Source organism: Halopseudomonas salegens (assembly GCF_900105655.1).
GTDB lineage: Bacteria > Pseudomonadota > Gammaproteobacteria > Pseudomonadales > Pseudomonadaceae > Halopseudomonas > Halopseudomonas salegens.
Window position 1 is genome coordinate 1,192,607 of the sequence record NZ_LT629787.1, and the last position, 12,577, is coordinate 1,205,183.

General features: G+C 58.4%; 11 protein-coding genes and 1 pseudogene. 5 read left to right on the forward strand and 7 right to left on the reverse strand.

From position 1 onward, the window contains the following. The first annotated feature begins 144 nt into the window (after positions 1-144). A pseudogene (gene rnk, locus BLU07_RS05295) lies at positions 145-552 on the forward strand (nucleoside diphosphate kinase regulator). Between the two features lie 140 nt (positions 553-692). Here the strand turns inward: rnk and fabI are convergent. From fabI to gloB, 7 genes are all read right to left on the reverse strand, one after another. Further along, the gene (fabI, locus tag BLU07_RS05300) at positions 693-1,487 is read right to left on the reverse strand and encodes an enoyl-ACP reductase FabI (RefSeq protein WP_092384861.1); all 795 of its coding nucleotides are present in this window, start codon (positions 1,485-1,487) and stop codon (positions 693-695) included. Positions 1,488-1,490: 3 nt separating this feature from the next. Then, positions 1,491-3,155, reverse strand: a complete 1,665-nt coding sequence (locus BLU07_RS05305) for an ABC transporter ATP-binding protein (RefSeq protein WP_092384863.1) — start codon at positions 3,153-3,155, stop codon at positions 1,491-1,493. After that, entirely contained in the window at positions 3,152-4,180 is a 1,029-nt protein-coding gene (locus tag BLU07_RS05310) for an ABC transporter permease (RefSeq protein WP_092384865.1), read from the reverse strand. The genes BLU07_RS05305 and BLU07_RS05310 overlap by 4 nt, the downstream gene beginning before the upstream one ends. 4 nt (positions 4,181-4,184) lie before the next feature. Further along, complete coding sequence (locus BLU07_RS05315; RefSeq protein ID WP_092384867.1) at positions 4,185-5,258, reverse strand: microcin C ABC transporter permease YejB; 1,074 nt, start codon at positions 5,256-5,258, stop codon at positions 4,185-4,187. A gap of 3 nt (positions 5,259-5,261) precedes the next feature. Further along, complete coding sequence (locus BLU07_RS05320; protein ID WP_092384869.1) at positions 5,262-7,094, reverse strand: extracellular solute-binding protein; 1,833 nt, start codon at positions 7,092-7,094, stop codon at positions 5,262-5,264. A 102-nt stretch (positions 7,095-7,196) separates the two neighbouring features. After that, positions 7,197-8,732 carry a LysM peptidoglycan-binding domain-containing protein gene (locus BLU07_RS05325; RefSeq protein ID WP_092384871.1) on the reverse strand — a complete coding sequence of 512 codons (1,536 nt, stop codon included), beginning with the start codon at positions 8,730-8,732 and terminating at the stop codon, positions 7,197-7,199. A gap of 65 nt (positions 8,733-8,797) precedes the next feature. Continuing rightward, positions 8,798-9,574 carry a hydroxyacylglutathione hydrolase gene (gene gloB, locus BLU07_RS05330; protein ID WP_092384873.1) on the reverse strand — a complete coding sequence of 259 codons (777 nt, stop codon included), beginning with the start codon at positions 9,572-9,574 and terminating at the stop codon, positions 8,798-8,800. Positions 9,575-9,695: 121 nt separating this feature from the next. On the opposite strand from gloB, the gene BLU07_RS05335 reads away from it, so the two are divergent. From BLU07_RS05335 to BLU07_RS05350, 4 genes are all read left to right on the forward strand, one after another. Next, the gene (locus tag BLU07_RS05335; RefSeq protein ID WP_092384875.1) at positions 9,696-10,454 is read left to right on the forward strand and encodes a class I SAM-dependent methyltransferase; all 759 of its coding nucleotides are present in this window, start codon (positions 9,696-9,698) and stop codon (positions 10,452-10,454) included. After that, positions 10,454-10,915: a ribonuclease HI gene (rnhA, locus tag BLU07_RS05340; RefSeq protein WP_092384877.1), complete on the forward strand. Its 462-nt coding sequence runs from the start codon at positions 10,454-10,456 to the stop codon at positions 10,913-10,915. Before BLU07_RS05335 ends, rnhA begins: the two co-directional genes overlap by 1 nt. After that, a complete protein-coding gene (gene dnaQ, locus BLU07_RS05345) occupies positions 10,908-11,633 on the forward strand; it encodes a DNA polymerase III subunit epsilon (RefSeq protein WP_092384879.1) in 726 nt (241 codons plus the stop codon). The genes rnhA and dnaQ overlap by 8 nt, the downstream gene beginning before the upstream one ends. A gap of 106 nt (positions 11,634-11,739) precedes the next feature. Further along, positions 11,740-12,552, forward strand: a complete 813-nt coding sequence (locus BLU07_RS05350) for a crotonase/enoyl-CoA hydratase family protein (protein WP_092384881.1) — start codon at positions 11,740-11,742, stop codon at positions 12,550-12,552. Positions 12,553-12,577: the final 25 nt, after the last annotated feature.

Sequence of the window (12,577 nt, forward strand, 5' to 3'; positions counted from 1 at the left end):
TGGCGAGTACAGGTGATTCCTGTTGGCTTGCATTAAAACCTGGTTCTGTTAGTGTCGGCTTGACGGCAGCCAGTTCTGGCTGCCGTTTTCTATTCCTCCCCAATTACTTTTTACTTTCCTGATACAAGGAGTTTTGCGTTCGCCATGAACAAGTCACCTACCATAATGATGACCCGCCTGGATATTCAGCGACTGGACAAGATCCTCGCCAGTCTGGAAGGGCCGATTGACCTGCTGGAAGCGCTGGAGGACGAAATTCTGCGTGCGGAGGTGGTCAGTCACGATCAGGTAGCAGCGGACGTGGTGACCATGAACTCGACGGTGCGCTTTGTCGATGAAGCCAGCGGCCGCGAGTTTGTGTAGACGCTGGTGTATCCGGAGCGCGGCGGGGTGCCGGGCTGTATTTCAGTATTGGCCCCAGTGGGCATTGCCCTGCTTGGCTTGCGCAAGGGTCAGAGCATCGACTGGACCGGACCGAACGGCCGTGCATTGAAGCTGACCATTATCGACATTCTGTACCAGCCGGAAGCCCATGGTGATTTTCACCTGTAAGTGGGGCTCAGGTGTTGAATGCGCGATGGACTGCCAGGTTGCTGCGCTTCTCGCAAGGGCTGAATAAAGTATCCAGTCATCAGTCTGATACTGCCGTCATTGCGGGCTGTGCGCCCGCAATGAGGATTCAGCGAGCGAGCTTAGTCTTCCAGATTGCCCATGGCAGTGGTATTGAAGCCACCGTCCACGTACATGATTTCCCCGGAAATACCCGAGGCCAGGTCGGAGCAGAGGAAGGCGCCAGCGTTGCCGACTTCATCAATGGTGACGTTGCGGCGCAGCGGGGTTTGTTTCTCGTTGTAGGCCAGCATCTTGCGGAAGCTCTTGATGCCTGAGGCAGCCAGAGTACGGATCGGTCCGGCGGACACGGCGTTGACGCGGGTGCCTTCCGGGCCCAGGCTGCCGGCCAGGTAACGTACACCGGCTTCCAGGCTGGCCTTGGCCATGCCCATGACGTTGTAATTGGGCATGGTGCGCTCGGCCCCGAGGTAGGACAGGGTCAGGATGCTGCCGTTGCGCCCCTGCATCATCGGTCGACCGGCCTTGGCCAGGGCGACCAGGCTGTAGGCGCTGATGTCGTGGGCAATGCGGAAGCCTTCACGGGTGGTGACATCGGTGAAGTCGCCTTCCAGCTGGTCACCGGGGGCAAAACCGACCGAGTGCACGATGCAGTCCAGGCTATCCCATTGCTTGCCCAGCTCGACGAACACCTGCTCGATCTGCGCATCATCGGCAACATCGCAGGGGAAGCAGAGATCGGCGCTGGAGCCCCAGCCTTCAGCAAAGCCTTCAACCCGACCCTTTAGCTTGTCATTCTGGTAGGTAAAAGCCAGTTCGGCACCTTCCCGGTGCATGGCGGCGGCAATGCCGGATGCAATTGACAGCTTGCTGGCAACGCCAACGATAAGTACACGTTTTCCGCTGAGAAATCCCATGATTCATTCCTGTTGTGTTTCACTGGCCGCTGGGGCCGGGTTTCCGGTAACTGAACCGGGCCGTTTTGCCGGTGTGGCGAAGGCGGCCTGCAACAACTGACGCGTGTAGTCGTGTTGCGGGTCGGCAAACACCTTCCTGGCCGAACCCTGTTCGACGATTTCGCCCTGGCGCATGACCATCAGTTGGTGGCTGAGGGCCTTGACCACCGCCAGGTCATGGCTGATGAACAGATAGGTCAGATTATGCCGCGACTGCAAATCACGCAGCAGGCTGACTACTTGTCCCTGTACCGTACGATCCAGTGCCGAGGTTGGCTCGTCCAACAGGATCAGTGACGGCTTCAACACCAGCGCCCGGGCAATCGCAATGCGTTGCCGCTGGCCGCCGGAAAATTCATGTGGATAGCGGTGCCGGCTATCCGGGTCCAGACCGACTTCCTGCAGGGCCTGGATCACCCACTGCTCGCGCTCTTCAACCGTACCCAGACGATGAATTTCCAGTCCCTCGCTGACAATCTGCGCCACCGACATGCGCGGGCTCAGGCTGCCGAAGGGGTCCTGGAAGACCACCTGAAACTGGCGCCGAAAGGGCCGCACCTGGCTCTGGTTCAGACCATCCAGACGCTGGCCCTGAAACTCGATCAGGCCCTGACTCTCGGCCAGGCGCAACAGCGCAAGCCCCAGCGTGGTCTTGCCCGAACCGCTTTCGCCGACAATGCCCAGTGTCTGCCCCTGCTGCAGGCTGAAGCTGGCATCGGTAACCGCTTTGACATGGTCGACCGTACGCTTGAATACGCCTTTCTTGATCGGAAACCAGACGCGCAGTTGCTCGGCACGCAACAGGGTACTGGCACCGTCATCGGCCTCGACCGGTTCACCACTGGGTTCGGCATCCAGCAGTTTTTGCGTGTACGGATGCTCTGGCCGGGTAAAGAGTGCTTCACAGTCATTGGCTTCGACGACCGAACCTTCGTGCATGACACATACTCGATGCGCCACCTTGCGCACCAGGTTGAGATCGTGGCTGATCAACAGCAGCGCCATACCGAGCTTTTCCTGCAGGGACTGCAGCAGGTCGAGAATGGTTTGCTGCACGGTGACATCCAGCGCAGTGGTCGGCTCATCGGCGATCAGCAGTTCCGGCTCGTTGGCCAGCGCCATGGCAATCATCACGCGCTGGCGTTGGCCGCCAGAGAGTTCGTGCGGGTAGGCGCCGAGACGCTTTTCCGGCTCTGGCAGGCCGACCAGATGCAACAATTCCAGAGTGCGTTCACGCGCGGCGCGCTTGCCCAGGCCCTTGTGCAGCAGCAAGACCTCATTGATCTGACGCTCGACCGAATGCAGCGGGTTGAGCGAGGTCATCGGCTCCTGGAATATCATCGAAATGCGATTGCCACGAATCTGCCGCAGGCGTTTTTCCGGACAGTTCAGCAGGTCTTCACCATGGTAATGGATGCTGCCACTGGGGTGGCTGGCTTGCGGGTAGGGCAGCAGGCGCAGTATCGAATGCGCGGTAATGGATTTACCCGAGCCACTTTCACCCACCAGTGCCAGAGTTTCACCGGCGTGAATATCCAGGCTGACATCGTGCAGCGCGAGCACGCGTTCATGCTCGCCGGTAAAGGCGACGCTAAGGTTTTCGATGCGGATCAGGGGCGATGTGCTCATGCTTTCCTCGGATCGAAGGCATCGCGCAGGGCTTCACCGATAAACACCAGCAGGGTCAGCATCAGTGACAGCACGATAAAGGCAGTCAGCCCCAGCCAGGGCGATTGCAGGTTGGCTTTACCCTGGGCAATCAGCTCACCCAAAGAGGGCGCGCCGGGTGGCAGGCCAAAGCCGAGAAAGTCCAGGGAGGTCAGGGTAATTACCCCGCCCGTCAGAATAAAGGGGAAGAAGGTCAGTGTGGCCACCATGGCATTGGGCAGAATGTGCCGGAACATGATCACAGTGTTGCTGGCCCCCATGGCGCGCGCAGCGCGCACATATTCGAGATTGCGCCCGCGCAGGAACTCGGCGCGCACCACATCGACCAGTGCCATCCAGGAGAACAGCAGCATGATGCCGAGCAGCCACCAGAAGCTGGGCTCGACAAAACTGGCCATGATGATCAGCAGATACAGCACCGGCAGGCCGGACCAGATCTCGATAAAGCGCTGGCCAAAGAGATCGATTTTGCCGCCGTAAAACCCCTGAATGGCCCCGGCTACTACGCCAATGATGGAACTCAGGATGGTCAGCGTCAGGGCAAAGAGCACCGAGACGCGAAAACCGTAGATCACCCGGGCCATGACATCGCGCGCCTGGTCATCGGTACCCAGCCAGTTTTCGGCGGAAGGCGGCGCCGGCGCCGGGACTTCCAGCTCGTAATTGATGCTGTTATAGCGGTAAGGGATCGGTGGCCAGAGCATCCAGCCGTCGCCTTCCTCGATAATCAATTGCTGGATATAGGTGTCACGGTAATCGGCGCGAATCGGGAATTCACCACCAAACTCGGTTTCGGCGTAACGCTTGAATACCGGGAAATACAGCGAGCTCTCGTAGCTCATGACCAGCGGCTTGTCATTGGCGATCAGCTCCGCACCCAGGCTGAGTACAAAGAGCAGCATGAAGATATGCAGCGACCACCAGCCACGGCGGTTGGCCTTGAAGCGGGCAAATCGGCGTTGATTCAGTGGCGAGAGTCGTGGCATGCGCTTAACCCTCCCGGCTGGCGAAGTCGATCCGTGGATCGACCAGGGTGTAGGTAATGTCCCCAATCAACTTCACGATCAGTCCGAGCAGGGTGAAGATATACAGGGTGCCGAACATGACCGGGTAATCCCGGTTGATGGCGGCCTCGAAGCCGAGCAAGCCAAGCCCGTCCAGGGAGAAAATAACCTCGATCAACAGGGCGCCGGTAAAGAACACACTGATCAGGGCGGCCGGGAAACCGGCAATGATCAGCAGCATGGCGTTGCGAAAAATGTGGCCATAGAGTACGCGGCCTTCCGACAGGCCCTTGGCACGTGCGGTCACCACGTACTGCTTGCCGATTTCATCGAGAAAGCAGTTCTTGGTCAGCATGGTCAGGGTGGCAAAGCTGCCGATGACCATGGCGGTAATCGGCAGTACCAGATGCCAGGCGTAATCCTTGATCTTGCCCCAGGTACTCAGCTCCCCCCAGTTGTTCGATGTCAGCCCGCGTAAGGGGAACCAGTCAAGATAGCTGCCGCCGGCGAACAGCACGATCAACAGAATCGCCAGCAGGAAGCCGGGGATGGCGTAGCCGACAATGATCAGCGAGCTGGTCCATACATCAAAGGAGCTGCCATGGCGCACTGCCTTGCGGATGCCAAGGGGGATGGATATCAGATAGGTGATCAGGGTGGTCCACAGGCCCAGTGAAATGGATACCGGCATTTTCTCGATGATCAGGTCGATGACCGGCGTGTCGCGGAAAAAACTGTCGCCGAAATCAAAGGTCAGATAGCCCTTGATCATCATCCAGAAACGCTCATGGGCCGGGCGGTCAAAGCCGTACATACGCTCGATCTCGGCAATGATGTCCGGGTCCAGCCCTTGTGCACCGCGATAGTTGCTGCCGGTCGCGGCATCCCCGGCGGCGCTGCCGGAAATGCGACTGGTGCCGCCTTCAAAGCCTTCCAGCTGGGCAATCATCTGCTCAACCGGCCCGCCTGGCGCCGCCTGGATAATCATGAAGTTGATCAGCAGTATGCCGAAGATGGTCGGAATGATCAGCAGCAGACGGCGAATGATATAGGCCAGCATGGCTCAGTCTTCCTCGACGTCGATGATCGGGTGTTGCCCGTCCAGGGCAGCGTCCCTGGCCTCGTCAACCCACCAGGTATAGAGCCCCAGATCATAGCGTGGCGGTTCGGGTGGATGGGCAAACTTGTTCCAGTAGGCTACGCGATAATAGCGGGTGTGGAAATTGGGCACTATGTAATGACCATCACGCAATACCCGATCCAGTGCGCGGGTGTGGGTAATCAGCTCTTCACGCGAATCGGATTCGATCAGACCCTCGACCAGGGCATCAATTGCCGGGTCTTTCAGTCCCATCAGATTGCGACTACCAGGATTGTCGGCGCTGGAAGAGTGCCAATATTCACGCTGTTCATTACCGGGTGAATTGGACTGGCTGTAGCTGGTGACCACCATGTCGAAATCCCGCGAGCGCAGGCGGTTGATGTATTGCGAGACATCCACCCGGCGCAGGTTCATATCGATACCCAGGCTGGCCAGGTTGCGCTTGTAGGGAAGCAGAATACGCTCGAAATCGGCTTGTACCAGCAAGAATTCAAACCGCAGCGGTTCGCCCTGGGGATTCACCATCTGATCATTTTCAATTTTCCAGCCGGCGTCCAGCAACAGTTGATAGGCTTCACGCATACGCGGTCGTATCATGCCGCTGCCATCGTTGCGCGGGGGGACCCAGGCCGGGCCGAAGGTGCTCGCTGGCAGCTGATCGCGCCAGGGCTCCAGCAAGGCCAGTTCGTCTACATCCGGCTCGCCATGGGCGGCCATTTCAGAATTGGAGAAGTAGCTGTCGCTACGGGTATAGGCGTTATGGAACAGGCTGCCGTTGGACCATTCGAAGTCGAACAGCAGGCTGATGGCCTTGCGCACCCGGCGATCCTGGAAGTGCGGGCGGCGCAGGTTGAAAACAAAACCCTGCATGCCCTGGGTATTGTTGTTGAGAATCTCTTCCTGAATGATGCGGCCGTCACGCAGGGGCGGGCTGTTGTAGCCGGTTGCCCAATTGCGCGCACTGACTTCCTGGTTGAAGTCGAACTGGCCGGCCTTGAAGGCCTCCAGTGCTACGCCGGTATCGCGGTAATACTCGACCATGATGCGATCGAAATTGTACATGCCGCGGTTGACGGGCAAGTCTTTCGCCCAGTAGTCCGGGTCGCGCTCGAAGCTGATGCTGCGCCCGGCATTGACCCGGCTGATGCGGTAGGGGCCGCTACCCAGTGGCGGATCCAGAGTTGTGCGGGTGAAATCGTGCTCGGCCCAGTAATGTGCTGGCAATACCTGCAGTTGGCCGAGTACCAGGGGGAGTTCACGGTTGCGACCGTGGTGGAAGTGAAAGGTAACGGTCAGGCGGTCATCCGCCACCACTTCTTTGACGTCACCGTAATAGGCCCGGTAAAAGGGCGCGCCGTCGTCCACCAATGTATTGAAAGTAAACACCACGTCATCTGCGGTGATGGCTTCACCATCATGAAAGCGGGCGTTGTCGCGCAGATGAAAACGTACCCAGGTATTGTCGCCGGCTCGCTCAATGCGTTCGGCAATCAGACCGTATTCGGTAAAGGGCTCGTCCAGGGCATGGAAGGTCAGGGTGTCATAGATCAGGCCGAGACGTTCAGCACTGGTGCCACGACTGATGAAGCCATTCAGGGAGTCAAAGCTGCCAAAACCGGACAGGCGCAGGGTGCCACCTTTGGGGGCATTCGGATCAACGAAGTCAAAATGCGTGAAGCCCGCCGGATATTTTGGCGGCTCCCCATACAAAGTAAGTGCGTGCTGGCCCGGTTGTGCCAGCGCTACTCCCCCGATCACCAGTAATAACAGCCCCGTGGCCAATGATTTCAGCATGCCAACCCTTGTTGTTCGTGTAAGCCAGCCAGGCCCCAAAGGCAAAAAGCTAACACTGTGCAGGGCTTAGTGAAAGCCCTGCCCACGCAATCTCGCGTGGGCTCAAGGCAGATAAAGGGTCAATTGCTGACCTGGCTGCAAATGCCGCCCCAGCGTGTTCCAGTTGCGGATATGATCAATCTCGATCTTGAAGCGCCGGGCAATACTGTACAACGAATCACCCGAACGCACAGTGTAGGTCGTCTGCTGCTGGTTGCTCGCAGTGCTGCCCGGCAAGCGCAGCTGTTGGCCGATCTGCAGGGCATTGCTGCTCAGATTGTTGGTTTGTTTCAGACTGGCGACACTGATGCCATGTTGGCGGGCAATGGTCCACAGACTGTCACCTGAGCGCACAGTGTAACTGGAGGTGGATGACTGGGCGCTGGCCTGTTGCGGTACATTGTTGCCCTGGGCGGTCTCCAGCGGCTTCGGCAGCATGAGAGTTTGACCAGCCCGGATCAGGTTGCCACGCAAGTTGTTGATGTCCCGAATCGCGGTGATTGAAACACTGTGGCGCTGGGCGATGGTAGACAGGTTGTCGCCACGACGGACCTGATAGGGCTGATAGTCAACCCAGGCTGAGTCCGGCAGGGCTTCCAGGGCGGCACTGAAGCTCTCTGCCTTGTCGACGGGTACCAGTAACTGATATTCGCGGCGTGGGGCTGTAATGCGTTGGTGGTAGGCCGGGTTCAGTTGGCGCAATTCATTGGGTGAAATCTCTGCCAGTTCGGCTGCCTTGTGCAAGTCCAGTTGGCGATTCAGGTCAATTGCGGCGAAATAGGGTGCATCCGGAAGATCGGGCAAGGGGGTACCGAAACGCTCGGGTTGTTCAACCACCTGCGCCATGGCCAGTAACTTGGGGACATAGTGCATGGTTTCGCGCGGCAGGCGCAGGCTCCAGTAATCAGTCGGCAATCCCTGCTGTTCATTACGCGTGATAGCGCGACTGACGCATCCACCGCCGCAGTTATAGGCAGCCAGTGCCAACAACCAGTCGCCTTCAAAGCGTTCGCTCAGTTGACTGAGGTAATCCAGAGCGGCCTGGGTCGATGCGGTGATGTCGCGGCGGCCGTCGTACCACCAGTCCTGATGTAGCTCGAAGTGACGACCGGTGGAGGGAATAAACTGCCATATCCCGGCAGCCTGGGCATGCGAGTTGGCCTGGGGGTTATAGGCGCTTTCGATAAAGGGCAGCAGAGCGAATTCCTTCGGCATCTGCCGTTCTTCCAATTGCTCGACTACATAATGCAGATAGCGCTCCGCGCGCGGCGCGGTCTGCTCGAAATAGCGCGGGTGACGCGCATAGAAATGCAGCTGTTGCTGGATGCGTGCCTGGTTCTGTGCCTGCTCCTGCAGCTGATAACCGCTTCGGATGCGAGCCCAGATGCTGTCATCAGGAACGGTCAGTTCGTACGCGGCAACGGGTTCGGGTGAGGCTTTGACGTCAGCCGGAAGCACCGGCAATACGCGTTCAGCATGGGGGGTAATGGGTTCGGTTGGCAGCTTGCTGGTGGTCTGGCAGCCAGCGAGGAAAAACATCAGGCCAAGAGATGCACCGAGTCGCCAGCGCGCCCTGGCGAAGTGGGGTGTGGTTGTCATTAAAATGTCCGTAAAATGCAATGTATCCTAGGCAGATGCTCTTCGAGGGTCAACCGGGCGATGACTCAGAAGCTGTCTTTCCATTGGCGAATGACTGCCAGCGTCTCTGCTCCGGCAGCCACCGGCTCGGTGCTGCGCTCATTGGCGGCTTTATGCACCGACGTCCGGGTGCTGCGCATAAAGGGATTGGTCTGCTTTTCCAGGCCGATACTGCTGGGCAACGTGATGCGGTCGTCGGCCCGAAGCTCTTCCACAACATGCAGTCGGGTCTGGATCTCGCGGTTGTCCGGCTCCACCGCCAGCGCGAAGCGCAAATTGGCCAGGGTGTATTCATGCGCGCAATACACCCGGGTTTGCTCCGGCAACGCGGCAAGGCGCTGCAAGGACGTGTGCATTTGTGCCGGAGTGCCTTCAAACAAGCGTCCACAACCACCAGCAAAGAGAGTGTCGCCGCTGAGCAGAAAAGGGTCTGCACAATCGCAGTAATAGGCAATATGCCCGAGGGTGTGTCCGGGCACCTCAAAGACTTCCAGTTCGTGACCCAGCACCCTCACGTGGTCACCATCATTCAGCGGTTGATCGATACCGTCGATCTTTTCGTTTGCCGGGCCCAGCACCTTGCACTGGGTCGCTGCCTTCAGTGTTGCCAGGCCACCAATGTGGTCCGGGTGGTGGTGGGTGATGATGATATGCGTCAGCGTAAACTCAGGATGACGCCCGAGCCAGGTCACAACCGGTTTGGCATCACCGGGGTCGACGACCGCCGCCCGGTTATTCTCCTGATCGACCAACAACCAGATGTAGTTGTCACTGAAGGCGCGCAGGGGAATAAATTCGAGCATGCTGTAGCCTCTTGGCAAATAGGATGAGCGGGCAGGGTGGCAGGGCCATCACTGTCCGGATACGGGTCTTTTGGAGTATCTTAGTGGGCAAGACGGTCCAGGCCAACCCCGGAGACCAGAGATGACCGATACCTCCATCAGCCAGTCCGACCTGATCAGCCTGCTGGGCATCGCCCGTCAGTGGTTGCAGACGCCGGCGGGCGAGATGTTGCTGGTGGCCGAGCGTGCGGCGCTGGAAAAAGCCATGGCACGCTGTTTCGGGCAGCATATGGTGACCTACGGGCTGGCTACCGAGCCGCTGACTGACAACCATCAAGCGTTGCGCAATCATTGGCGTATCGATCTGCAGGCCGATGGAAAAGCGCTGCCGGTCGATGAGGCCTGTTGGCCCTTTGCGCCACAGAGCCTGGATGCGGTGCTGTTGCATCATGGTCTGGATTTCTGTCTCAGCCCTCGGAGTGTTCTGCGTGAAGCAAGCCAGACAGTGCGTGCCGGCGGGCACTTGCTTATCTTCGGTTTTAACCCGTGGAGCCTCTGGGGAATGAATCATCTGGCTGGTCGCGACTGGTTCAGCGAGGCGGGTTTCGTCAGCCCCGCACGCCTGGTCGATTGGCTGGAACTGCTGGGATTTGCGGTGGAGAAACGTCAGGGTGGGTGTTATCGTCCGCCGCTGGCTTCGGCCCGCTGGTTGCAGCGCCTGGCATGGCTGGAGCGTGCCGGGGCCAGGTATCACTTGCCCGGAGCCGGCTTTTATTTTATCCAGGCTCGGCGGCAAATGTTTGGCATGACACCGCGCCAGGAGCATGCTCCGGTTTTTCCGGCATTGACCTTGCCGCCTTTGGTGGCTGGTAGCCGCAAGGCCCATAAACGGAATCAGTAATGACCCAGACGATAGAAATTTTTACCGATGGTGCCTGCAAGGGCAATCCTGGCCCGGGTGGCTGGGGCGCTGTGCTGCGGCTTGGGCCGCATGAAAAGAAGTTGTTTGGCGGCGAGCTGGGCACAACCAACAACCGTATGGAACTGACTGCAGCCATTCAGGCGCTCGCTGCGCTGAAAAAGCCGGCCAGTGTGCGGTTGACGACTGACTCGGAGTACGTGATGAAAGGTATCCGTGAATGGATGCCTAACTGGAAAAAGCGCGGCTGGAAGACGGCCAGCAAGCAGCCGGTGAAAAATGCTGACCTGTGGCGTGAGCTGGATGCGCTGGTGCAGCAGCACGAGATTGAATGGCAGTGGGTCAAGGGCCACAGTGGCCATCCGGGCAATGAATTGGCGGATGAGCTGGCCAACCTCGGCGTTGAACAGGTATTGGCTGAAGGGGGCAAAAAACATGCGTGAAGTGGTGCTGGATACCGAAACCACGGGCATCGAATTGCGTGACGGGCATCGCATTATCGAGATTGGCTGTGTCGAAGTGGTCGGTCGACGGCTGACCGGTCGGCATTATCACGTCTACATCAACCCCCAGCGCGAGGTCGACGAAGGTGCCTATGCCGTACACGGCATCAGCAACGACTTTCTCGCCGACAAACCGCTGTTTGGCGATGTGGTTGATGACTTCATGCGCTTTATCGAAGGCGCGCGTCTGGTGATTCACAATGCGGCCTTTGACGTCGGTTTTATCGACGCCGAGTTGCAGCGCCTGAAGCGCGGCCACGGCGTGGTGAAGGACCACTGCTCGGTGCTCGACACCCTGAAAATGGCCCGGGAAAAACATCCGGGCCAACGCAACAGTCTGGATGCCCTGTGCAAGCGCTATGGCATTGATAACTCCCAGCGCGACCTGCATGGCGCTTTGTTGGATGCCGAGATTCTCGCCGACGTTTATCTGACCATGACCGGTGGACAGACTGCGTTGACCCTGGCGGGTCATGGTCAGGATGCCGATGCCGAAGGCGGCGTTAGCCGCAGGCGGCCGGTCAGTCCTGACCTGAGTCAGCAACTGAGGCTGCTGCGCGCCAATGCCGGTGAGCTGGAACTGCACGCCGAGCGCCTGGCTGCGGTAGAGAAGGCCGCTGGTTTTGTCCTCTGGGAGGGCGCGCCGGCTGACAACTGAGACGGCTTGTGGATGCCTGTGACCATGAGTCTTGATATAGTCACATGAGGATTCACCGCTTTATCAGTTTCAGTGCGTTTTTGCATAATTCACCAGGAGTTGTCGTATGCCCGAGTATCAAAGCCTCAAGGTTGAACTGAATAATCAGATTGCCCACATTCAGCTCAATCGACCGGAAAAACTCAATGCCATGAACGCGGCTTTCTGGGAAGAGATGGTTGAGGTGTTCGATTGGGTTGATGCCACCGACGAGGCGCGAGTGGTGATTATCAGTGGCGCCGGCAAGCATTTTTCCGCGGGTATCGATCTCGCTTTGCTATCGACGGCAGCCGGGGAGATGACCCGGGATATCGGCCGCAATGCCGAACGCATACGGCGTAATGTCCTGCGTCTGCAAGCGGCGTTCAACGCCGTCGACAATTGTCGCAAGCCGGTGATTGCAGCCATTCAGGGCTACTGTATTGGTGGGGCTATCGACCTTGTCAGCGCCTGTGACATGCGCTATGCCACAACCGATGCCAGCTTCTCGATCAAAGAGATCGATATGGGTATGGCTGCCGATGTTGGCACTCTGCAACGTTTGCCGCATTTGATTGGTGATGGCATGATGCGGGAGTTGGCTTACACCGGACGCAGCTTTGCTGGCGAAGAAGCGGCAGCCCTGGGTCTGGTCAATCGCTGCTTTGCCGATGCGGATGCCTTGTTGGCTGGAGTAACAGCCATTGCTGAAGAAATTGCCGGCAAGTCCCCCTTGGCGATTCGAGGTACCAAGGAGATGATCCGCTATAGTCGTGATCACAGTGTGGAAGACGGTTTGAACTATATCGCTACCTGGAATGCGGCCATGTTGCAGTCGGAAGACATGAAGATTGCCATGACCGCACACATGACCAGGAAAAAAGCGGATTTTGCCGACTGATATCGGTCGGCTACAGGGAAGGCGG